This window comes from Saccharopolyspora sp. 6V (assembly GCF_020176785.1).
Taxonomy (GTDB): domain Bacteria; phylum Actinomycetota; class Actinomycetes; order Mycobacteriales; family Pseudonocardiaceae; genus Saccharopolyspora_C; species Saccharopolyspora_C gregorii.
Window position 1 is genome coordinate 1 of record NZ_JAIUKB010000071.1, and the last position, 22,204, is coordinate 22,204.

Here is a 22,204-nt window from a genome sequence, read left to right on the forward strand (position 1 = left end):
CCCCCCGGGGTATGCCCCCGCGCACCGCTTTTCCCCCCGGGGCGCCCCCACGCGGAAAAAACCCCCCCCCGCGCCAATCCCGCTGAGAACCCGCTGCGGTGCCGGTGTCTCAGGTGGTCGTTTGCTCAGCGGCTTCGCCGCTGACAGGAAGGACGATGGGGCCTGGTAGCGGCTGGTTTTTCTTTGGGTTGGGAACGCTCCCTCCGCCTGGTGGTGGGGGGAGCGTTCTGCTGCGGTCGTCCACTTCGGACTTGGTCAGCCCAGGGCGTTCACTGCGATCTTCGTGGCTTCGACGATCAGCGCGTCGTCGTAGTCGGCGTCCACCGCCGCGCGGTCCGACAGCACCGACAGCATGATCGGCGCCCGGTTCGGCGGGTGGATCACCGCGATGTCGTTGCGGGTGCCGTGGTCCGCGGCACCGGACTTGTCGCCGACGCGCCAGCCCGCGGGCACCCCGGCCGGGATGAGGTCGGTGGTGAGCGTGTTGGCGCCCATCATCTCGTTGAGCAGCGCCCGCTGCTCCGGCGCCAGCACGTCCCCGGTGGTGTAGGCGCGCAGGCTCGCGGCGAGCGCGCGCGGCGTGCTGGTGTCCCGCGGGTCGCCGGGGGAGGTCCGGTTCAGGTCGGTCTCGGTCCGGTCCGAGCGGGTCGTGGTGTCGCCCAGCCCGCGCAGCGCGGCGGTGAACTCGGCCGGTCCGCCGAGTTCGCGGAACAGCAGGTTCGCCGCGGTGTTGTCGCTGTAGCGGATCGCGGCGTCGATCACCTCGCGCAGGGTGAGGCCGTCGGCCACGTGCTGCTCGGTGACCGGCGAGTTCTCGACCAGGTCGGCCTGCGAGTAGGTGATGCGGCGGTCCAGGTCGGCGGGGGAGTTGCGCCGCAGCACCTCGCCGGAGGACAGCGCCTTGTGCGTGGAGGCGAACGCGAACCGCTCGTCGGCGCGGTGCACGACCTCCCGGCCGGTCCCGGTGTCCAGCGCGTACACCCCGAGGCGCGCGTCGAACCGCCGCTCCAGCTCGTCGAACTCGGCCTGCCGCGCGGTGGCGGCGGACGCGGGGGGAGTGGCGGCCGAGGTGGCGGGCGCGGCGCTCACGCCGCCGGTGCACCCCGCGAGGGTGAGCGCGGCCAGCGCGGCGACCGCGACCTGGTGGAAACGCTGCTTGAGCACGGGTCTTCCCTTTCGTCACTGCCCGACGAGCCGGTGCGGCCGTCGGCGCGACCAGTCTCACCACTCCGCGGCCATGCTGTCCAAGACGGAAACCGAGGTTCTCATGCGGATCCGGCATACACTGCGGTCGTGGACTTGGTGGGTGGGTGCCGGGCGTTCGTCAGCGTCAGCGAAGTGGGCAGCTTCACCGGCGGTTCGGCCGCCGCGGGCATCCCGCAACCGGTGGCGAGCCGCCGCATCGCCGCGCTGGAGCGGCATCTCGGGGAGCGGCTGTTCGACCGCTCGGCGCGGCGCGTGCTGCTGACCCCGTTCGGCCGGGACCTGCTGCCGCGGGCCCGGCAGCTGGTGCGCTCGGCCGACGCCCTGGAGCAGGACGCGAAGCGGGCCCGGCTGCGCCCGGTGCGGCTGGCGGTGCCCGCGACCTGCACCACCCGCGCGCTGGCCGAGCTGGACGCGGCGGCGCGCACCCACGAGCTGTTCCTGGAGTTCCGGCGCGCCGACCCGGCCGAACGGGTGGACCTGGTGCGCACCCTCGACGTGCGGGCCGCGCTGGTGGCGGTGCCCGCGGACGAGGCCGAGTGGTCGGTGCCGCTCGGCGTCGCCGGTACGACCGAGCGGCACCGCGGGCCGGTGCACCTGGATTCGTTGCGCGCCGGCCGCGCCGAGCGCTCGCCGCGGCGCCGGGTGTGGATCCAGCCGGAGGACGACGTGCCGCACGTGCGGGACCGGTTGTTGCGGGTGCGCGACGCGGTGGGGCTCCGGCCCGCGCAGGTCGCTGTGGCAGAGTCGCTGAGCGCGGGCGCCGCCGAGGCGCTCGGATCGGCGGACCTGCTGCTGTGCTCGGCCGAGCAGGCCGTCGAGTTCGGGTTCTTGTGGCACCCGGTCGCGGAACTGCCGCTGGCGCGCGGCTACGGGATCACCGCGGAGGCCGGGTACGACGCGGACCTGCTGCGGACGGCGCTGCGGGCGGACGTCGCCTGCTGCCTCGGCGCGGTGGACGGAACCGGACTGGAGAACGGGTGAACGCGGAAGCACTGATCGGCGAACTGCTCGCCGAACTCGACGACGGCGGGCTGCGCGGCTCGTTCCTGGTGCGGGACCTCGATTCCGGGCGCGAGATCGGCATCGAACCGGACGTCGCCCACCCCGTCGCCTCCCTGATCAAGATCCCGCTGGTGGCGGCGACCCTGGAACGCGTCCGCCGCGGCGAACTGGACGGCGCCGCCGAGGTGCTGGTGCGGCCCGGGGCCATCACCACGCCCGGACCGACCGGGCTGAGCCGGTTCCGGCATCCGGCGCGGGTGGCGCTGGACGACCTGATGTACCTGGCGGTGGCGCTCAGCGACAACGTGGCGGCCGACGCGCTGTTCGCGCTCACCTCGCCGGCCGAGGTCACCCGGATGCTGCGGGAGTGGGGGCTGCGCGGCATCACCGCCCGCCACCTGGTCGGCGACCTGTCGGAGACGCCCGCCGAGCGCTTCGCCGCCGCCGACGTGCACCTGGCCCACGCGCTGGCCATCGGCGCCCGCACCGCGGATCGCGGGCATCCGCTCGCGCAGCTCGACGTGACGCGCGCGAATTCCGGGTCGGCACGGGATTTCGTGGACCTGCTGCAGGAGTTGTGGCGGCCCGACCGCATCGCCGAACCGGTCGCCGAGCGGACGCGGGAGCTGCTGGGCGCGAACCTGCTGCGGCACCGGCTGGCCCCGGACTTCAGCTCGGACGCGACCACGTGGTCGTCGAAGACGGGCACGCTGCTGAACCTGCGGCACGAGGTCGGCGTCGTCGAGCACGACGACGGGCACCGGTTCGCGATCGCCGCGCTCACCGAGTCCCGGGTGCCCGCCGCCACCCAGCCGGAGGCCGAGTTCTTGATGGCTCGCACGGCCCGGAGGCTCCGCGACCACCTCCGCCGCTGGTAGTCCGGTCCTGAGCGACGATCGGGCGGTGGGGGCGCCGGGTCAGCCGGGCAGCGCGCCGATCTCGGGCCGGGCGCCGGCGAAGGTGCGCCGCAGGTCCCGGTCGGCGAAGCGGTCCCCGGCCCGTTCCAGGTGGCGGCGCCCGCGCCGGCTGCGCGCGACGAGCCCCGACTTCACCAGGTTCGCCGCCCAGATCGGGGGAATCGCCCAGCTCGGCGTCACCGGCAGCGCCAGGTCCCGCAGGCCCTGCTTGCCGAGGAAGAAGCGCAGCATGCTCAGCAGCCGAAGCCGCGCGTACCGCCCGGCCAGCGGACCGCGCCCCAGCGTCGGCTGGCCGTCGACCAGCGCACCGGACAGCGCCGCGCCGGCCGGTGTCACGTCGTCCTGCACGCGCAGCACGTGGTAGTTGAACCGGTTCTGCTCGCGTTCGGTGTCGAACAGGAAGTCCTCGTCCACGCCCAGCAGCCAGCCCACGTACTTCCAGGCGTGCATGATCGCCCGCGATTCCGCCGGGGTGACCAGCCAGCCGAGCGCCCGCACCCCCAGCAGCAGCGTGCCGTTGAACAGTCCCAGCGTCGCCGCCTGGTCGGCCTGGTTGATCGGCAGCCCCCAGCGCTGCACGTCCCACCGCCCGTTCGTCTCGAAGCGGTGGTTGATCAACGCGTGCATGGCGCGGACGTGCACGGTCAGCCGGAATCCCTCGCCGTCGCGGCGCATTCCGCCGGGGCGGCTGGTGGCCAGCGCCCACTTCTTCGTCTCGCCGAGCCGGCGCATCGCGGTCGCGCCGGTCAGCCCGCCGGTCGCCACCAGCAGGTCCGGTGGGCCGCCGAACCGGTAGCCGCCGATCAGCGACAGCTGCAGCAGCACGTCGTCCACGTTGCGCCCCATCCGGCGGATGGCGCGCGCCCCGCGCTCCACCAGGTCGGGATCGACCCAGTCGGGGGTCCGCTCCACCACGGCGAAGAACTCGCGCAACGCCGCAGGCGCGTCCGGCGGCACCCCGTCGTCCAGCGCACGGGCGAACTGCGCCATCGTCACCCGCTGCTCGGCGGGGACCTCGCGGCCCATCGCGCGCACCAGCCGCGCCCCGGGCTCGTCGCGGGTGAACATCCGCCGCCCGATGCGGTCCACCAGCTCCTCGTCGAGCTCGTCCACCCGGGCGGCCAGCCGCAGCACCCGCCCGATCCGCCGGGAGCGCTCCGGGGCGCCGAAGAACCGGTCCGGGTACACCGCCCCGGGAGTGCGTTGCGTCACAGGTGAGGTCATGCCGATGATGCTGACACGAAGATTCATTCGCGTTCAATTCGCGTTTCCGGAGGTGCCCGTGGCCGCTCGAACCCGGCGTCCGATGCGGCGCGAGCCCAGCCAGGAGCGCTCCCGCGCGATGGTGCGGCGCATCCTCGACGCCGGGTACGAGGTGCTGCTGGAGCACGGCTACGACCGGGCGAGCACCGGGCGCATCGCCGCGGCGGCGGGCATCAGCCCTGGGTCGCTGTACCAGTACTTCCCGGACAAGCACGTGCTGCTCGGCGAGGTCGTGGACCGCTGCGCCGACCGGCTGCGCACTCGCATTTCGCGCGCGTTCGTCGCCAACCTCGCGGGCGGCTCGCTGCCGGACGCGGTGCGCGGCAACGTGCTCGCGCTCATCACCGCGTTCGAGGAGAACGCGGGCCTGCTGCGGGTGCTCTACGAGCAGCTGCCGCCGAACGCCGACACCCGCCGCGCCGACTTCAAGCACCGCATCGACGAGCTCGTCACCACCGCCCTGCTGGGGTACCTCCCCGGCGGTGCCCGGGCCGACGCGGTGGCCTGGGTGCTGGTGCGGACCGTGGAGAACCTGGCGATCAGCTACGTGCTGGACCCGCCCGAGGTGGACCGGGAGGACGCGGTGGAGGAGATCACCGCGCTGCTCACCGGTTACCTCGCGACCAGGCTCGATCCGGAGCGACGCTGACCGAGGGCGGCGGGAAGCAGCGGTCGGGGCACCGGCGCACGTCCGGAGAGTTCACCGCGCGAGCGGCGGCACGGTCAGCAGAGGGTGGAACGAGTCGATGCTCGCGTTCTCGCCGACCGCGATGCCGTCGGCCTCCACCCAGGCGTGCGCGCCGAACGGGTCGGTGCGCGCCCCCACCCGCCAGGTCGGCCACTGCCCGCGGCAGCGGCACAGCAGGGCGATGGCGATCGACCGCGGCAGGCAGCCCTTGCCGGCGCAGGTCAGGCTCACCGCCACCACGGCCTGCCGGATCGCGAGTGCTCGATCGTGCTCGGCTGGCCGAGCCCGGCCGCGGATCACCGTTAGCACCGCGCGAATCCGGCGCGGCGGCAGCCGGGACAGGCCCAGCGCGACGACGACGGCGAACCGTGCCGCCAGCCGGTCCCGCAGCGGCGGGCGGGCGGCGCTGCGGAACAGCGCTTCGGGGGTGCTCACGAGCGCACCGCCAACCGGGCCGCCGCCAGTTGTTCGGTCAGTTCGCGCACATCGCGCAGCGCCTCGTCCAGGCCGACGTCACCGGGTGGGCTGTCGGCGACCAGCGCCGCCGCGACCTCGTGCTCCCCGGCGCCGTCGAGCAGCATCCGCAGCGCGGTCGCCGCGGATCCGTTGAGCTGCCAGTACTCCCCGGACCGCTGGTCCAGCAGCACCGATCCTTCGTCGGTGCCCGCCAGCGACACCTCGTGGTGCAACCGCACTCCCATCAGGACACCTCCTGCTCGACGAGCTCCGGTGCGGTCTCCGCTTCGAGATCGCGCAGCCAGCGCTCGCAGCCGAACGTCGTGGACATCGCGTACGGGGTGAACAGCCGCAGCTGCAGGCCGGTGCACACCGACCGCAGCCGGTCGGCGTCGATCAGGCCGAGCGCGGCCAGCCGGGAGTCCTCGCACAGGGCGGCGAGCGCGGCGACGTTCCGCCGGATACCGCTGTGCTCCAGGTTGGAGCCCTCCGCCTTCGTGGACCGCCGCAGCGATCGTTCCGGGACGAGCCCGCGCATCGCCTCCACCAGCAGCGGCTTGTACCGCCACGGCGAGCGGCGTTCGTGCGGCCGGGCCGCGGCGCAGGCGGCGATCACGGCGTCGTCCAAGTACGGCGAGGACAACCGGACGCCTCCTGCGGCGTAGACGGGCACGGTGCCGCGCACCAGCCCGGCGCACTGCCGGATGCCCCAGGTCGTGTGGTGTTCGGTCCACGGCACGTCCCGCGCCGACTCGGCTTCGGCGATCAGCAGGTCCCGCACCGCGTCCACCGCGTCCGGCGTCGCCCACGGCGGCAGCTGCAGCAGCGCCGAGGCCCCTTCGTCGTCCAGCGGGGACGCGATCACGGTGCGCGCCCGGTCCGCCAGCCACGCCGGGTAGGTGCGCCGCTGTTCCCACGCCATCCGCGCGATGTCGGCCCACGTCCAGTGCTCCAGCGCGCGGTAACCGCGCAGCTGGGCGAACGCGGTCCACGGGTGGCGGAGCAGGAAGTCGAACACCCCGGCCGATCCGCCGGGCAGCACCTCGTCCCCGCCGTCGCCGCTGAGGTGCAGTTCCGATCCGGCCGCGCCGAGCTCCGCCGCCAGCGCCCGGTAGGTCCGGCGGTCCTCGATGCCGGGGAACGGTTCGTCCCACGGCAGCCCGGGTTCCAGCAGGTCTTCGTAATGCGTGGGCAGCTCGCCGAACTCGTACTGCAGCCGGTTGATGCGGGGCAGTGATTCGGCGGCCAGGTCGGCCCATTCCGGGTCGTCGTCGCCGAGGTCTGCGGCCAGCGTCGTCAGCGTCGTCAGCGGCCGGTCCTCGCGGGCGGCGAGGAAGCACAGCGTCGTGGAGTCCAGCCCACCGGAGAGGTCGCTGCTGAGCACCAGCCCCGATCCGGTGCGCGCTCGCACCGCCCGATCCAGCGCGTCGCGCAGTCCGACGGCGGCCTCGGCCAGCGGGAGTTCGGCCGGTGGCGGTGTCCAGCGGCGGTGCGCCCGGGGGCGGCCGCGTTCGTCGAGCACCAGGCAGTCGTCCTCGTCGACCGCCTGCACCCCGGCCCACAGCGGCGCGTGCACGGTGTGCAGCGCGACCTCCGAGAGCAGCAGCCGCAGCAGCAGCCGCTGCGGGTCCACAGTGGATCCGGCGAGCGGGCCGAGCACGTCGGCCCTGGTGGCGGCGGCGGTCACCCCGCCGATCCGGGTGTGCATCAGCTTGCGCAGCCCGGAGAGGGTGCCCTGCGCGCGGACCTTGCCGCGGACGGAGGCGAACAGGTGGTAGCAGCCGGGGACGTCGAACGTGGTCCGGTCCAGGTCGGTGACCGAGCCGGCGCGCCGTGCGATCCGGTCCAGCTCCGCGGTGTCGGCCGCGCACACGCCGAGCGCCGCGACCCTGCTGCCGCCCGCCGAGCCGACCCGCAGGTCCGCGGGATTCCAGTCGCCGACCAGCCAGGGCAGCCCCGAGTGGTGCTGCACCCGGCGGGCCGGGCGCAGGGAGTCGGCTATCGAGGCGGATTCGGGGTGGTCGGGCAGGACCACGAGCCATTCGCCGTTCATGGGTTGCCGCCGTTCATGGGATGCGCGCCTCCAGCCGGGTCGACGAGGGGTGGCGCGAGCCGCAGTGCGCACGGCTCGCCCCCGCTGCTCAGAGCAGGATGTGCCGCGGCCGACGGCGGTGTCCCTTGTCCTTGCGCACCGGACGGCTGTGCTGGGTCAGCTTCTGGAACTCGCCGACCTTGAGGATGGTGGGCTTGGAATACATGGCCACTCCTGGGAATCGGTGTTGCCCGGATTCGGTGTGGTGCACGCTGATCAACGCATTCCGATGTTATCCGCGGGGCGGGGTGGGAAACCATGTCGCGGGCCGGGAAAAGGCTGCCGAGGAACTGCCGCGCGCTGTCGTCGGGGGTGGATATTCCGTCTGGTCAGTGTCGTAGAGCGTCCGTGCTGATCTCGTTCGGGTGGTTTTTCGCCATTCGCCGCATCCGATTCTCGCCGGGCGCGCGAAAAGCCTCGCCGGACGGATCCGGCGAGGCTGGCGGATCGAGCGGATCGGAAGTTCGGAAGGCGGCGCGGATCGGGTGGAGCGGGCCGATCGGGAGGTTCGAAAGGTCGAGCGGGTCGGGTAGGTCGAGCGGATCAGGTAGGTCGAGCAAATCGGGTCGGCCGCACGGATCGGGTGGAGCGGGCGGACCGCGGCGGACCGCGGCGGACCGCGGCGGACCGGCGTCGGATCACCCAGGTCGCACGGTGCTGCTCTCCGCGACCTCGCCCGATTCCAGCGCCACCACCGAATCCGCGGACCGGATGGTGGACGGCCGGTGCGCGATGACGAGCAGCGTGCATTCGGCGGAGACCTTCGCGATGGTCTCGGTCAGCGCCGCCTCGTTCGCGCTGTCGAGCTGCGAGGTCGGTTCGTCCAGCAGCAGCAGCCGAGGCCGGGGCAGCAGCGCCCTGGCGAGCGCGACGCGCTGCCGTTCTCCGCCGGAGAGCAGGTCGCCGTGGTCGCCGACGGGGGTGTCGAGGCCGTGCGGCAGCCGTCGCACGAGTGGTTCCAGCGCGGCCAGCGCCACGACCCGCTCGATTTCCCCGGGTTCGGCGTCGGGTCGGCCGTAGGCGATGTTCTCGCCGAGCGTGCCGTGCATGATCGGGCAGTGCTGCTCGACGAGGCTGAGCCGCGCGCGGCAGTCGGTGCGGCTCAGCTCCCGGGTGTCGCGGCCGTCGAGCAGGATCTTCCCGCGGTCCTGGTCGTAGAACCGGGCCAGCAGCGCGAAGATCGTGGACTTGCCGGCTCCGGACGGCCCGACCAGCGCGGTGTGCGTGTGGCGCGGCACCGCGAACGAGACGCCGCGCAGCACCGGCCGGTCCGGTTCGTAGCCGAACCACACGTCGCGCAGTTCCACCGCGGGCACGTCGGAGGCGGCCGGTTCGCGCGGCACCGCGGTGATCGGCGCGCGGTCCTCCTCGACCGGCATCCGGGTGACGTCGTCGACCCGTTGCAGCGCGGCCATCCCGCGCTGCAGGGTGGCGAGCACGTCGAAGATGTTCGCCATCGGCGCGGCGATGTAGGTGACGTACAGCAGGAATCCGACCAGGTCGGCGAGCGAGGAAGCGCCGCTGACCACGCGGATGCCGCCGACGACGAGCACCGCGATCAACGAGGCGTGCATGGCCAGCGTCATCGCCGGGTTCACCACCGCGTCCCGCCTGGCCGCGCCGAGGTTCTGCCGGTACACCTGCTGCGCCAGGCCGCCGATGCGGTCCTGCTCGCGGTCTTCGGCGCGCAGCACCCGCACGGTGCGGATCGCCGAGAGCGCCCGCTCCAGTTCCGCGGTCATGCCGCCGAGGCTGTCCTGCGCGTCCTCCACGGACCGGCGGATCCCGGTGAGCAGCAACGTGGTCAGCGCCCCGATGGTGCCGATGATGGCCAGCACGATGAGGAACATGGCGGCGTCCAGCCAGATCATCATGGCGGTGCCGCCGACCACCACGAACACGCCGACGACGACCTCGGACAGGTCGTAGGCGAGGGTGTCGCGCAGCAGGGTGGTGTCGCTGGTGGTGCGGGAGAGCAGGTCGCCGAGGCGGCGCTGCTCGTAGCCGCGCATCGGCAGCCGCAGCAGGGTGCGCACCACGCGCTGCCGCAGCCCCAGCACGATGCCCTCGCCGGAGCGCTCCAGCGCGTAGGCGCCGAGCGCGGTGATCACCGCTTCGCTGAGGAACACCACGGCCAGCAGCCCGATCAGCGGCAGGTACGGCTGCTGCCGGGAGAACGAGTCGATGGCGCGGCCGGCCAGCAGCGGCTGCACCAGGCCGAGCGCGGCGCCCAGCAGGGAGAGCACCAGGGCGAGCGCGATCGCGCGCTGGTGCCCGCGCGCGACCTGGACGAGGTCGCGGACGCCGACGCGGCGGCCCGGTTCGGCCGCCTGGTCCGGTTCGGGGATCTCGTCGTCGTCCGAGTCCTCGCTGCGCCGGGTGGACCGGAATGCTTGTAGCACGGGGCTCCTTCTTCCTGCGGGTGCGCGGGTTCCGGTGAGCGGTACCCGGTCGCGGCGTGGCCGCCGGATCCGCCGTGGGGCGGATGCCGGCTCTCCGGTGCCGGTGTCCGCGCGTTCGGTTCAGCGCCTGCTGCCGCACGGTGGTGGCCGGGGCGCGGGTTCCGGTTCGGGGTGGTCGGCGTCCTCGCCGGTGATCAGTCCCCACCGGGTGGCGGTGGCGATGGCTTCGCTGCGGTTGCGGGACCCGAGCCGGTGGTAGATCTCCCGCACCAGCCGGTACATCTGACGTTCGGAATAGCCGGTGGACTTGGCGATGTCGGCGACGGGGTTGCCCATGGCGAGCCGGGTGAGCAGGTCGCGGTCGACGCCGGTGAGCTGCACCGCGCCGGGTGGGCGGCTCGGCCCGGTGCACAGGGCGCGGGCGACGCCGCGCGGCAGCAGCACGTCGCCGCGCAACGCCAGCCGCAGCACCGAGATGATCTCGTCGAGGTCGGCGTCCTGGGCGGCGGCGCCGTCGGCGCCGAGGCGCAGCGCGGCCCGGTAGTCGTCCGGCCCGGCCGCGTCGAGCAGCGCGATCAGCACGCCGTCCGGCCGGGCGCGACGGAGCGCGGCGAGGGCGGCGAGGTCGCGGCACGGCACTTCGACGAGGCAGGCGTCCCAGCCGGTGCGCTCGGCCGCGTCCGCCGGGGTCGATTCGCGCACCTCGAACGCGTCGGGCGCGGAGTTCCGCAAGCCGAGGGCGAGGCCGCACCGGTAGGCGGGGACGCCGTGCGCGATGAGCACGATCGGATTCCGCGTGGCTTCGTCGCCGGAAACGCTGGTCCGCACCTTTCCTCCTCCGAATCGACATGGCACATCGAATTCGCACGATGCGGCCCCGCAGTGCAACGAGCACTCCGCGGTATTCCTCGCCGGACGGGAGCCGCTTTCGCAGGGGTGTTCTCGCCGCGATTAGGAGCGGCCGTGCGGCCGGTCAGGTGCGTCGTGCTCCGCGATTCCGGGCAGCGTGCATCTCCCCATCGACGCGTCCGGAATTCGTCGTTTTCCCAGTTATGTCCACGCTACGCGAACCGGCGGTATCCGGGTACGCCCCAACGGGTAGTGAAATTCCTGCTCCGGAGTGACTTTCGCGCGGGTGGCGAGGTGATTTCCCGCCTGCTTCGCTTTCGACATTCCAGCGGGACATTTCCACCGCGCCTCCGGTCGGGCGGTGCGGGTCATCTCCCGCCGGTGTCGCGCAGTTCGCCGCCGGACAGGTGCAGCCGCCGCGGCACGTCGACCTCGGAGAGGAAGCGCTCGTCGTGGCTGACGACGACCAGCGCCCCTTCGTAGGCGTTCAGCGCTTCGACGAGCTGCCCGGTGCTGACCAGGTCGAGGTTGTTGGTGGGTTCGTCGAGCAGCAGCAGTTGCGGCGCCGGTTCCGCGCACAGCACGCACGCCAGCGTCGCCCGCAACCGTTCACCGCCGGAGAGCGCGCCGACGGGCAGGTGCATCCGGTCGCCGGCGAACAGGAATCGCGCCAGCACGTGCATGAACCGGGTCCGCGGCAGTTCCGGGGCGGCGTCCCGCAGGTTCTCAGCGGTGGATCGGTCCAGGTCGAGCAGGTCGAGCCGCTGCGACAGGGACGCGATCCGCCCGTCGAACCGGGCGATCTCCCCGCCGTCCGGCGCGAGGTCGCCGCTGATCAGCCGCAGCAGCGTCGACTTGCCGGACCCGTTGCCGCCGCTGAGCGCGATGCGCTCGGGGCCGCGGATGGCGAGGTCGATCCCGTCGCCGAACAGCGCGTGACCGCCCAGGTCCAGCCGGATTCCGGTGCCGTGGAACAGGGTTCGCCCGGCGGGCACGCGCGTGCCGGGCAGCGTCAGCGCGAGCACGTCGTCCTCGCGCACCGCCCGGTTCGCCTCGTCGAGCCTGCGGCGGGCGTCGTCGACGCGCTGCCCGTGGGTGTCGTCGGTGCGGCCCGCGGATTCCTGCGCGCGCCGCTTGCGCGCCCCGGCGAGGATCTTCGGCAGCCCGGCGGAATCGGCGTTGCGGGCCGCGTTGCTCGCCCGCCGGTCGGCGCGTTCGCGGGCCTGCTGCCGTTCCCGCTTCTCGCGCTTGAGCTCTTGTTCGGCGTTGCGCACGTTGCGCTCGGCCACGTCGCGTTCGGCGAGCCGCGCCTGCTCGTAGGCGGTGAAGTTCCCGCCGTACCACCGGATCTCGCCGCGGTCGAGCTCGGCGATGCGGTCCATCCGGTCCAGCAGTTCCCGGTCGTGGCTGACCAGCAGCAGGCAGCCGCCGAACTCGGCGAGCACCCGGTGCAGCCGGTCGCGCGCGTCCCGGTCGAGGTTGTTCGTCGGTTCGTCCAGCAGCAGCACGTCCGGCCGCTTGAGCAGTTGTGCGGCGAGCCCGATCGCCACCGCCTGCCCGCCGCTGCAGGTGCGCAGCGTCCGGTCCAGTGCGATGTCGCCGAGCCCGAGGCGGCCGAGTTCGGCGCGGGCGCGTTCTTCGACGTCCCAGTCGGAGCCGACGACGGCGAAGTGCGCCTCGTCGACGTCCCCGGCCTCGATGGCCCGGAGCGCGCGCAGCACCGGCGCGATCTCCAGCACGTCCGCGACGGTGCGATCACCGCGCAACGGCAGCGTCTGGGGCAGGTAGCCGACCACGCCGTGCGCGGTAGCCGTGCCCGAGCGCGGCGCGAGCTCCCCGGCGAGCAGCCGCAGCAACGTGCTCTTGCCCGCGCCGTTCGGCGCGACCAGCCCGGTGCGGCCCGGGCCCGCCGTGCACGACAGGTCGTCGAACACCGGCGTGTCGTCCGGCCAGGAGAAGGTGAGGTGGGAACAGGTGATCAACGCATCGGCCATGGTGGGCTCTCCCGCGTCAGGCGGGCGCACCGCAGTCGTGCTTCCGATCACGCGAACACCGGCGGACCAAAGGGGAACCGGTGAATCGGGGGAGCACTGGGCAGCGGCCCGAGGAACGAACAGTGGTGGGGTACGACGACGCGCCCTCCGAACCACCCGGATCCGGGCAGCGGAGGCGCACGGCACTCCGAGCTCACCCGGAGATGTCGTCCTCGCTCACCACGTCGACCACTCCTTCACCACCGGCCGCGACCCGGCCACCGACCAGCACCGTAACAGCGCCCCACAACAAGACAAACCGATTTTCGCCGGTGGAGACGCGCCCGGACGAAGCCCGACCGTCAGAACTTCGGCAGATGCCAGGTGAGCGTGCCGGCCGTGCCCAGTGAGCATAACGACTTGCGTTATTAACGCGGTGCGTTACTATGGGGTGGTGCTCAGGTCGTTCGCGGACAAAGACACCGAAGCGGTGTGGCACCGCCGCCATGCCCGCAAGCTCGACCCGAAGGTCGCCAGGATCGCCTTACGTAAACTTGCCATGTGCACGCTGCCGAGCACATCAACGACCTTCGCATCCCGCCAGGTAACCGACTCGAACAGCTCAGCGGCGACCGAGCCGGACAGCACAGCATCCGCATCAACCAGCAGTGGCGCATCTGCTTCACCTGGCACGGCGGCGACGCCCACGACGTCGAGATCGTCGACTACCACTGACAGGAGGGCCAGGATGAACACCGACACCACCATGGACCCGGTCCACCCCGGCGAGATCCTCAACGAAGAGTTCCTCCAGCCCCTCGGCATCAGTCAGTACCGGCTCGCCAAGGACATCGGCGTCCCCGCCCGGCGGATCAACGAGATCGTGCACGGCGACCGCGGCATCACCGCGAACACCGCGCTGCGGCTGGCCCGCTACCTCGGTACCAGCGAGAGGTTCTTCCTCAACCTCCAGGAGCACTACGACCTGGAGATCGAGAAGGACCGGCTCGGGGAAGAGCTCGACCGGATCACGCCGCTCGCCAACGCCGGCTGACGACGAACCATCGCGCTCCATCCTTCGGTTCGGGGCGGGGCGCGGGTCACCCTGCACGCGCGGGGCTCACTCTTCACAGGTGAATACCCGGTATTCACCGAGCGGTCCATCCCCGCGTGCGCGGGGCTTACGACTGCGCCGACGGCGCGAGCCGCTGCAGTGCCGGTCCATCCCCGCATGCGCGGGGCTTACGAGGGCTAGCGGCGCGGGACCTTTCCCAGCGCCGGTCCATCCCCGCGTGCGCGGGGATTACCCTTTTTGAACTGGGGATTTAGGTGGGGGTGTGTGCGTTTTGGTTCGGGTCCTGCGGGCTGTGGGTCAGTGGTCGTAGGTGCCGGTTTTGAGGTTGGTGAGGAAGGTGGTCCAGGCCGGGGTGGTGAAGGGGAGTACCGGGCTCTGGTCGCCGAGTTTGCTGTCGCGGACGGCGGTGCGGCCGGGGAGTGCGGCGATTTCGACGCACTGGCCGTTCGGGGTGCTGCGGGAACTCTTGCGCCACACCGTTTCCGCTGGGCCGGAGTCCTCCGAGGTCTGCCTGTTCAGCTGGATCACGTGAACTCCTCTGAGCGCAGGACCCTTGGTTTCCTGGCGGTGGCCCGGCCTAGCCGAGCCGCGAGAGGGCGACGCCCATCCGGGCGATTCCGGATGGGTTTGAGCCGTCAGCGGTCGAAGGTGCCGTGCTTGACCGAGGTGAGGAAGGTCGACCAGGTGCCTTCGCCGAAGGGCAGGACCGGGCTGGTGTCGCCCAGCTTGCTGTCTCGGACGCCGGTCAACCCCGGGATCGAGGCGATCTCGACGCACGCCGCGCCGCCGCCGTTGCTCCTCGTGCTCTTGCGCCACGTCGCCTGGCTGAAGTCCGGGGCGTTCATGCTTCGCTCCCTATCGTGCTCGCAGCTCCCCGGCGATCGACTCGATGAACTCCGTCGACGCGGCCGGGGACAGCGCTGTGTCCTGTAGAGCGCCGAAATTCAGGCTATACGACTCCACTGCGGCCGGATCCTCCACGTAGACGCATCCAGTCAGGTGTTCAGAGAAGGCGATGTCCGGGTCTTCCGGTTCAGCGAAGCTCAAGATGATGAAAGGCGATCCCATCGCCGGTGTTGCTCCGGCGGCGAAGGGCAACACCTGAATCTCAACGTTCGGCAGCGTCGACATCTCCACGAGATGTCCGTGTTTTTCCTGCATGACCTCGGCGCCGCCCACCAACTGGCGCAACGCGGCTTCGTTGATCACCGCTGTCACGGACACGGGGTCGTCCCCGAGTAGCCCCTTCTGGCGCTCCGTGCGGAGATTTGCACGATCGCGGGTGACCGAGTCGTCTGCGCGCGGAACCCAAGCTTGGGCGAGTGCGCTGGCGTAACCCTCGGTTTGGAGCAATCCGGGGATCAGGTCGACGGCGAATTCGTGGACGTGATCGGCTTCCGCATCGAGTCCGACGTATTCGCTGAAGTTGTTCGCCAGGCTGTCGCCGTAGCTCTGCCACCAGCCGCGCTGGCGTGTTGGAGCGAGAGCGCGACGTACTGGTCCCGTTCCGCCTCGTTGACGCCGTAGATGGCGGCGAGCGCGAGGACTTCGGCGGGGCCGGGGATCTGGTCGGCGTTCTCGAAGCGGCTGACCTTCGCCTTGGACCACTGCAATGCGGCGGCGACGTCGTCCTGGACAACGACGTGGCCCGAAAAGCCCGTCACTGGGCCAGAACCCACCAACGATCCCGGGAACCCGGATGAAGGCACCACCACGATCCGCACCGAACCGGCCTTGCCCGGGCGATCTCGCGAAACCAGCCCGCACCGGCTACGTCCGCCACCTGACCGGCGACCTCCACCACGATCCGGCCCTGACGACGACCCTCTACGCCCGTGTCCTGGAAGGTCTCCGAAAACTCTGACGGCGATGCGCCGATCGACACCGGTGGATCATGCCGCACCGCTCCGGCGCGCGTGGCCGATCTTCGTCCGCGGGTCGCGGTCAGAGCCAGAACGGCCGGTCGCCGCGCTGCGCGCCCTTCGACAGGAACTGCATGTCGCCGTGGACCGTCCTGCGCGCTTCCAGCCAGGCCTCGTAGCGCAGGGCCAGCCCGTCGCCGCCTTCGCCGCGTCTGATCCGATCTCGGTGGACGTGCAGCTCCCGCTTCGGCATCTCGGCGACGCGGCGGATGTAGTCGGCGACCGCCACGCCCTCGCTCCTGGCCGCATCGGTCAGGACGCGCAGTGCTTCCGGAGGTATCTCGGAGATCCGGTCCAGGTGGATCCGGTAGCGGATCGGCGATCCGTCCTGGAGTTCGTCCTCGACCCAGCCGTCGTCGTGCGTGCGCCGCGACATCGTTCCCCCCGCCGTGCGACCGCCGCGATCGGGCCGGTCCCGACGTCCAGCGGTGCCGCTCGAATGATGGTCGGCGGCAGGTGCGGCACGACAGGGCCGACCGGGTGCGCTGCCGACGGCGCCGGGCGAGCCGGTGGGAGACCGTCCGCACCCGGCGTGATCTCGGCCCGCGCAAGGCCGCGCGCGTGCGGGGCGGGGCCGCCGGCAGGGTGACGTGCCCGGGTCAGGACAGCTTCCGGTATCACCGTCCCGGCGCCTTCAGCGCGCGCGGACCAGCCGCCGACCCGCGGAGCTCACCGTGGCATGCGTCTCCTCGTGCGGGTTCGCCCCCGCGCCGGGGCGCGGATTGGCAAGATCGACCGGATTCCGAACGACCGGTGGGTGTGGTGTTGAGCGAGATGATGGACGCGCGCGCGAATTCTTTCGTATTGGGCCAATGGGAGCGAGTGGGCGCGGTGCCACCGGAGGCTGTCGGGTACGTGCCGATGGTCGCGGTGGACGAGCCGGGACTCCTGGCCACGGGGACGACGCTGTTCCACGGCAACGGATTCGGGAAGACCGCCACCGTCGTCGACCAGGTGGAGCGAGCCTGGAATACCGGCAAGGTGGACCTGCTGGTGTGGGTGGAGGCCGGATCGCGTGAATCGATCCTGTCCACCTACGCGACGGCGGCGGCGAAACTGGGGCTGCGCTCCGGTCGTGGCCCGGAGCGGGACGCCGTGCGCTTCCTGGAGCACCTGACGGCATCCGCTTCCCACTGGGTGGTGGTGTTGCACGACATCGCGAGCCCGGAGGTCCTCGAAGGACTGGTCCCGCCTGCGGGTGGTCGAGTGCTCGCCACGTCGCGGATCGGACCGGACGAGATCGCCGAGGTGCTGCCCGACGTCACGGCGATCGAGCTGCCCGGGCCGATCGATCCGGAGCGGCACCTGACGGCGAGGGGAACCGGCGGTACGAGCGACGGCATGTCGGCCGTCTCCCGGACGTGGGGCGACGATCCGCTCGCGCTCGCGATGATCGCCGCCTACCTCCGGCAGAACCCGATCGGCCACCAGGAGTACTTCGAGCGGTTCCAGGCCGAAGGCGGCTCGCCGAGCGCCTTCCCCACGCGCAGCGCGCTCGCGCTCGCGAGCCGCACGGATCCGCTCGCGAGCCGGCTGGCGGATCTCCTGTCCGCCATCGACGACCACGGGGTCCCGGTCGAACTCATCACCAGCGAGCCCGTGCTGCGCCACCTGCGCCAGGACTCCGATGTGGACCCGAGCCCGAACGACGTGTCGGCGGCACTCCGCGTCCTGTGCGACCTGGAGCTGCTCACCGAGAAGCAAGACATCATCCGGTGCTACCGGGGCACGCGCCGCGTCCGGTGGGAGGACCTGCCGGAGGCGGAGCGAGGCCCGGTCGTCACCACGATCGCCGACGGCCTCGTCGAGATCGTCGCCGACGCGGACGCCGCCGGGCATCGGATGTTCCGGGCCAACATCGAGTTCCTGCTCGGTCTCGGAGACCACCTGATCCGGCCCGAGGTGCACGACGCTGTCGGGGAAGTGGTGCAGAGCCTCGGAGACCACGGGCTCGGCGCCGCCCAGGCGGACTTCCTCCGCCGGATGGCGACGCGGTGCACCGACCTGCGCGGCCCCGACGACCTCTCGACCAAGTTGCTGCGCACCATGGCGGACGCGGAACGAGATCGTGATCCGGAAGCCACTCGTGCCGCCCTGGAACCGGCGCTGACCGCAGCGAACATCGAACCCGGACCGGACCACGACCAGACCGTCGAATGCCGGGAGGCGCTGCTCGACGTCCTCGACGGACTCGGTGCCGCCGCCGCGGCGGTGGAGGTCGCCGCGCACGCCCGCGACTCCCGGTCACGTCGGCTCGGGCCCGGGCATCCGGACACCGTCGCGGCATCCCTGGACGTGGCGAAGCGTCGGCACGAGCTGGGCGATGCCGCGGCGGCGCACGGCGAATGGGACGCGCTGCTGAGCGAACGAGCACCGGAATCCGATGAACCGGGCGCGACCGAAATCCAGGTGCACCGCCACCGGATCGGCGTGCTCACCCACGGGGACCCGGACCGGGCGCGGGCGGAGCTCAGCGAGCTGATCACCCGGGCGGAAGCGGCACTCGGCACGCAACATCCGGTCGCTGCGGACTGCCGCGAAGACCTCGCGGGCGTGCCGGGAGGAGATCCGGCGGCGAATCTGGAGCTGCTGGCGCGGGTGGTCGTCGACCGCACCCGCGCGCTCGGCCACTCGGCCCCCGACACGCTGCGAGCTCGGCTGCACGCCGCCCGGCTCCGGTCGGGGTTCGACACCACCGGCGCGCTGATGGAGCTCGAGGGCCTGCTGCCGGTGCTGCGCCGCGCGCTGCGCGCCCCCCACGCCGATTCGGTGTTCGCGGCCCAGGAGATCGCGGGGCTGCGGTGCACGTCGGGTGATTGCGCAGGCTCGCTCGCCGCGCAGCACGAGTTGGTCCGGGAGCTGGAGCGCGAATGCGGCGCGGAACACCACCAGACGTTCGCGGCCCGCGACCACGCGGCGTACCTCCGGGGCTGGTGCGGCGATCCGGTGGGAGGGCAGCAGGAACTCGACCAGCTGGCGTCCGACCTCACCCGCACCGTCGGCCCCGCGGACGTGCAGACCGTGCACGTCGAGCGGAAGGCGGCCGTGCGGCTCGGGGAGAACGGCGACCCGCACGCCGCGGCGGACCGGTTGACCGCGCTGGCCGAGCGGCTCGCCACCGAGGCCGACTGGGCGGGGGTGGCCTCGTTCGAACTCCGCGCCGAGCTGGCCTGGTGGCAGTCCGCCGCGGGCCGGTCCGAGGACGCGGTGCGGACCAGCGCCGCACTGCTCGCCGACGTCCGCGCCGCGTACGACGAACAGGATCCGCGGCGGACGCCGTACCACCTGAGCCTCGCGCAGTTCCGCGGCTGGGGCGGAGATCCGGCGGCGGCCGCGGCGGAGTACCGGCGCGTGCGGGACGCACAGCTCGCCTTCCAGGCGGTGGACCACCCGGACGTGCTGCGCACCCGCTACGCACTGGTGGATTGGACCGGCTGGGCCGGGGATGCCGCGGGCGCGGTGGCACTCGCCGAGGAGCTCGCAGTGGACTGCGCGCGCGCACTCGACGCCGACGATCCGACGAAGCTGGGCGTGGACGGGGCGCTGGCGACGTGGCGCCGCGCGAACGGAGATGCGGTCGGCGCAGCGGAGCAGTACGCGGCGCTCGCGGCCGACCACGCGCGGGTTTACGGCCCGATCGCGTCCAGCACGATCTGGGCCGCGGACTCGGCCGCGCAGTCGTGGGCCGCCGCGGGCGACTTCGCCGCGGCCCGGCGCACGTACGACGAACTGGTGATCAGGCTCAGCAGCATCGTGGGCCCGGACCACCCGGAGACGTTGGACGTCCGGCACCTGCGGGCGATCTGCGGCGCGGCATCGGACCCCGCGGCGGCGGTGGCGGACCTCGAGTTGCTCGAACGGAACGCGACACGGGTGCTCGGCGCGGCCCACCCGGACACGCTGCGCGTGCGCCGGGACCTGGCGGAGATGTGGGCCGTGGCCGACGATCCGCGCCGCGCGATGATCGAATTCGACCGGCTCGCGGTGGACCGGGTGGATGCGTTCGGTCCGGACCATCCGGACCTCGACGAGCCCGCACCGGGAACCCGCGGGACCCCTGGCAGCGCTGCCGCCGCGGCCGCCACGCTCGACGGGGTCGTCGCTGCCCTGGAGGTCGATCGCGGCCCGGGCAACGCCGTGGTCGCCCGAGGCGTCGCGGCCGAATGGCACGGACTGGCCGGGGATCCCGCCGGAGCGGAGTCGGCCCTCCTGGAAGCGACCGCAGTGGCGGAGGACTTGCTCGGCGCCCGTCACCGGGACGTGATCCGGTTGCTCGACCGGCTCGCGTGCTGGCACGCCCGCAACGGGAACCACGCCGCGGCAGCCGAGGTGCACCGCCGACTCCTCGGCTTGAAGGACATGACCAGTGACCCTGATCGGAACGAGATCGCGCACCACTGCCTGTCCATCGCGATCAACCTCGATGCTGCCGGTGACCGAGCCGAGGCGGTGCAGGCGTTCGAAGACTGGGCGGAGCGGAGCACCGCGTTGTTCGGGGCGACGCACCTGCGGCCGCTCGACGCCTGGTCCGTCGTCGTGGAGCACCGCGGCAACAGCGGCGACGTGGCAGGCGCTGCGTCGCTGGCCGCCGCGCGGGGAATCCTGGTCGAGAGGTACCCGCGCCCGCGCCCGAGCCCGCGCACCGCGCAGGAGCTCGCCGCGCACGAGCGGCTCGCCTACTGGTGCGCTCGAGGTGGGGAGGCGGCGGCCGCGGCACAGCTGTACCGCGAGACCGCGCTCGGCTGGGCCGCGACCGCCGGACCCGACGATCCCGACGCGCTGCGCACCAGGGAACTGGCCGCTCTCTCGCTCGGGGACAGCGGGGATGCGGCGGGCGCCGCCGCACTGCTCGACTGGGTGCTGGCCGACCACGAGCGCGTCTACGGCGCGCGCCATCCCGTCACCGAAGCCGTGCGCGAACGCCGGATGCTCCGAGCCGACTAGCGGAGCGGCCCACCCGCCCCGGGTGGGCCGTTCCCCACGTCAGTAGAGCTGCCGGTAGCCCTGCTGGAGTTCGTGTTCCAGGTGGGCGGGGTCGATGCCGAGGCCGGACTGGGCGGCGGCGATCTCGCCGGGGGAGGGGATCTCGGCGGCGAGGGACTGGATCTCCGGGTCCCAGAGCCGGGAGCGCAGCAGGGCGCGGCCGCAGTGGAAGAACACCTGCTCCACCTCCACGACGATCGCGAACATCGCCTCCTTGCCCTCCACGCGCATCCGGGCGAGCACGTCCGGATCGTCGGTGGGGTAGCCGCTCCCGTTGATGCGCAGCACCTCCACCACGCCGGGCACGAGGAACAGCAGGCCGATGCCGTCGTTCTCGGCGAGGTTGCGGAACGAGTCCGCGATCTTGTTGCCCGGCCGGTCCGGGATGGCGAGCGTGCGCTCGTCGAGGACCTTCACGAACCCGGGGTAGTCGCCGCGCGGGGAGCAGTCGGCGCGGCCCCGCGCGTCCGAGGTCGACATCGACAGGTACGGGGAGTGCGCGATGAACCGGTGCGCGTGCGCGTCGACCCGGTCGCCGCCCTTGAGGGCCTTGACCACGTCGTCGGGTTCGCCGAGCCGGGCGCGCAGCTCCGCCATCGGTACTCGTCGTGGCCGGGTGCCAGCGAGCGTCATCCGGGGCTCCTTCCGCAGCGCTGGTGGCGATGTCTTCGCAGGTCGTGCCATGATTATGAGCAATTGTTCGGTTCGTGCGCCACTCGCTTTCGCGCCTGCCCAGGGAGGTTCCGTGAGCTCCGGAGAACGACGTCTGCGACCTCGGAAGACGCCGCGCCAGGTGCGCGCGGAGCTCACCAGGGAACGCATCCTCACCGCGGCTGCTCACGTTTTCACCGAGCACGGCTACGCGGCGGGCACCACGAATCGGATCGCCGAGCGCGCCCGGATCTCGATCGGCTCGCTCTACCAGTACTTCCCGAACAAGGACGCGATCCTGGTTGAGCTGCTGACCAAGCACCTCGACGAGGGCATCGCGGCGACCCGAGCCCACCTTGCCGCGCAGCGGCCGGCCTCCGTCGAGGAAGAGGTGCGCGGGTTCGTGCGGGCCGCCATCGCGAACCACCTGGACGACCCGAAGCTGCTGCGCGTCATGTTCGAGCAGGCGCCGCGGTCGCGAGAGCTGTTGGAGAAGATCGAGCGGCTGGAGCAGGAGCACGTCACCCGCGCCCGCGAACTCATCGCGCGGTACTCCGAGGTGCGGGTCGGCGATCCGCGGACCGCGGCACGGCTCGTCGTGTCCACTGTGGAACTCGTGGTGCACCAGCTGATCTCGTCGGCCGACCCGATCGACATCCCCGCCTTCGAGGACGAGCTGACCACGATGCTCACCCGCTACCTCACCGGCGGCCCGCTGCGGTGAG

The 22,204-nt window shown here is 72.2% G+C and carries 22 protein-coding genes; 7 read left to right on the top strand and 15 right to left on the bottom strand.

Annotated features, from left to right (window positions below):
• Window positions 1-255: 255 nt before the first annotated feature.
• Window positions 256-1,164 carry a class A beta-lactamase gene (gene bla, locus LCD35_RS15095; RefSeq protein WP_224962327.1) on the bottom strand — a complete coding sequence of 303 codons (909 nt, stop codon included), beginning with the start codon at window positions 1,162-1,164 and terminating at the stop codon, window positions 256-258.
• Window positions 1,165-1,293: 129 nt separating this feature from the next.
• On the opposite strand from bla, the gene LCD35_RS15100 reads away from it, so the two are divergent.
• Window positions 1,294-2,187, top strand: a complete 894-nt coding sequence (locus tag LCD35_RS15100; protein ID WP_225044358.1) for a LysR family transcriptional regulator — start codon at window positions 1,294-1,296, stop codon at window positions 2,185-2,187.
• Entirely contained in the window at window positions 2,184-3,086 is a 903-nt protein-coding gene (locus tag LCD35_RS15105; RefSeq protein WP_224962323.1) for a serine hydrolase, read from the top strand. The genes LCD35_RS15100 and LCD35_RS15105 overlap by 4 nt, the downstream gene beginning before the upstream one ends.
• 39 nt (window positions 3,087-3,125) lie before the next feature.
• Here LCD35_RS15105 and LCD35_RS15110 read toward each other — a convergent pair whose 3' ends face one another.
• A complete protein-coding gene (locus LCD35_RS15110; RefSeq protein WP_224962321.1) occupies window positions 3,126-4,349 on the bottom strand; it encodes an oxygenase MpaB family protein in 1,224 nt (407 codons plus the stop codon).
• Window positions 4,350-4,407: 58 nt separating this feature from the next.
• On the opposite strand from LCD35_RS15110, the gene LCD35_RS15115 reads away from it, so the two are divergent.
• Window positions 4,408-5,037, top strand: a complete 630-nt coding sequence (locus tag LCD35_RS15115; RefSeq protein WP_224962319.1) for a TetR/AcrR family transcriptional regulator — start codon at window positions 4,408-4,410, stop codon at window positions 5,035-5,037.
• A gap of 51 nt (window positions 5,038-5,088) precedes the next feature.
• On the opposite strand, the gene LCD35_RS15120 is transcribed toward LCD35_RS15115, so the two are convergent.
• From LCD35_RS15120 to LCD35_RS15150, 7 genes are all read right to left on the bottom strand, one after another.
• Window positions 5,089-5,511: a lasso peptide biosynthesis B2 protein gene (locus LCD35_RS15120; protein ID WP_225044359.1), complete on the bottom strand. Its 423-nt coding sequence runs from the start codon at window positions 5,509-5,511 to the stop codon at window positions 5,089-5,091.
• Window positions 5,508-5,777, bottom strand: coding sequence for a lasso peptide biosynthesis PqqD family chaperone (locus LCD35_RS15125; RefSeq protein ID WP_224962315.1), 270 nt, complete (start codon window positions 5,775-5,777; stop codon window positions 5,508-5,510). The genes LCD35_RS15120 and LCD35_RS15125 overlap by 4 nt, the downstream gene beginning before the upstream one ends.
• A complete protein-coding gene (locus LCD35_RS15130) occupies window positions 5,777-7,585 on the bottom strand; it encodes an asparagine synthase-related protein (protein WP_224962313.1) in 1,809 nt (602 codons plus the stop codon). The genes LCD35_RS15125 and LCD35_RS15130 overlap by 1 nt, the downstream gene beginning before the upstream one ends.
• A gap of 88 nt (window positions 7,586-7,673) precedes the next feature.
• On the bottom strand, window positions 7,674-7,790 hold the full coding sequence (locus tag LCD35_RS15135; protein WP_224962311.1) for a lasso RiPP family leader peptide-containing protein: 117 nt from the start codon (window positions 7,788-7,790) through the stop codon (window positions 7,674-7,676).
• Window positions 7,791-8,262: 472 nt separating this feature from the next.
• Window positions 8,263-10,026: an ABC transporter ATP-binding protein gene (locus LCD35_RS15140; protein WP_225044360.1), complete on the bottom strand. Its 1,764-nt coding sequence runs from the start codon at window positions 10,024-10,026 to the stop codon at window positions 8,263-8,265.
• A gap of 120 nt (window positions 10,027-10,146) precedes the next feature.
• On the bottom strand, window positions 10,147-10,854 hold the full coding sequence (locus LCD35_RS15145) for a hypothetical protein (protein WP_224962307.1): 708 nt from the start codon (window positions 10,852-10,854) through the stop codon (window positions 10,147-10,149).
• A 389-nt stretch (window positions 10,855-11,243) separates the two neighbouring features.
• Entirely contained in the window at window positions 11,244-12,869 is a 1,626-nt protein-coding gene (locus LCD35_RS15150) for an ABC-F family ATP-binding cassette domain-containing protein (protein WP_225044361.1), read from the bottom strand.
• A 540-nt stretch (window positions 12,870-13,409) separates the two neighbouring features.
• On the opposite strand from LCD35_RS15150, the gene LCD35_RS30310 reads away from it, so the two are divergent.
• Window positions 13,410-13,583, top strand: coding sequence for a type II toxin-antitoxin system RelE/ParE family toxin (locus tag LCD35_RS30310; protein WP_308016920.1), 174 nt, complete (start codon window positions 13,410-13,412; stop codon window positions 13,581-13,583).
• Between the two features lie 13 nt (window positions 13,584-13,596).
• Window positions 13,597-13,902, top strand: a complete 306-nt coding sequence (locus tag LCD35_RS15160) for a HigA family addiction module antitoxin (RefSeq protein ID WP_224967294.1) — start codon at window positions 13,597-13,599, stop codon at window positions 13,900-13,902.
• 318 nt (window positions 13,903-14,220) lie between these two features.
• Here the strand turns inward: LCD35_RS15160 and LCD35_RS15165 are convergent, their stop codons facing one another.
• The 5 genes from LCD35_RS15165 to LCD35_RS15185 form a co-directional block, all read right to left on the bottom strand.
• Window positions 14,221-14,451 carry a DUF397 domain-containing protein gene (locus LCD35_RS15165; RefSeq protein ID WP_224967293.1) on the bottom strand — a complete coding sequence of 77 codons (231 nt, stop codon included), beginning with the start codon at window positions 14,449-14,451 and terminating at the stop codon, window positions 14,221-14,223.
• 107 nt (window positions 14,452-14,558) lie between these two features.
• Window positions 14,559-14,768 (bottom strand): DUF397 domain-containing protein, encoded by a 210-nt coding sequence (locus tag LCD35_RS15170; protein ID WP_224967292.1) that lies wholly within the window; start codon window positions 14,766-14,768, stop codon window positions 14,559-14,561.
• A 10-nt stretch (window positions 14,769-14,778) separates the two neighbouring features.
• Entirely contained in the window at window positions 14,779-15,360 is a 582-nt protein-coding gene (locus LCD35_RS15175; protein ID WP_225044366.1) for a DUF5753 domain-containing protein, read from the bottom strand.
• On the bottom strand, window positions 15,285-15,587 hold the full coding sequence (locus tag LCD35_RS15180) for a helix-turn-helix transcriptional regulator (protein WP_224977862.1): 303 nt from the start codon (window positions 15,585-15,587) through the stop codon (window positions 15,285-15,287). Before LCD35_RS15180 ends, LCD35_RS15175 begins: the two co-directional genes overlap by 76 nt.
• Window positions 15,588-15,867: 280 nt before the next feature.
• Window positions 15,868-16,221, bottom strand: coding sequence for a hypothetical protein (locus LCD35_RS15185; protein WP_224959458.1), 354 nt, complete (start codon window positions 16,219-16,221; stop codon window positions 15,868-15,870).
• Window positions 16,222-16,676: 455 nt separating this feature from the next.
• Here LCD35_RS15185 and LCD35_RS15190 point away from each other — a divergent pair, with 455 nt between their 5' ends.
• Window positions 16,677-20,789 (top strand): tetratricopeptide repeat protein, encoded by a 4,113-nt coding sequence (locus tag LCD35_RS15190; RefSeq protein ID WP_225044362.1) that lies wholly within the window; start codon window positions 16,677-16,679, stop codon window positions 20,787-20,789.
• Window positions 20,790-20,828: 39 nt separating this feature from the next.
• On the opposite strand, the gene LCD35_RS15195 is transcribed toward LCD35_RS15190, so the two are convergent.
• The gene (locus tag LCD35_RS15195; protein WP_224959460.1) at window positions 20,829-21,461 is read right to left on the bottom strand and encodes an MSMEG_1061 family FMN-dependent PPOX-type flavoprotein; all 633 of its coding nucleotides are present in this window, start codon (window positions 21,459-21,461) and stop codon (window positions 20,829-20,831) included.
• 112 nt (window positions 21,462-21,573) lie between these two features.
• Between LCD35_RS15195 and LCD35_RS15200 the strand changes: the two genes are divergently transcribed.
• Window positions 21,574-22,203 carry a TetR/AcrR family transcriptional regulator gene (locus LCD35_RS15200; RefSeq protein ID WP_224959461.1) on the top strand — a complete coding sequence of 210 codons (630 nt, stop codon included), beginning with the start codon at window positions 21,574-21,576 and terminating at the stop codon, window positions 22,201-22,203.
• The last annotated feature ends 1 nt before the right edge of the window (window position 22,204 follow it).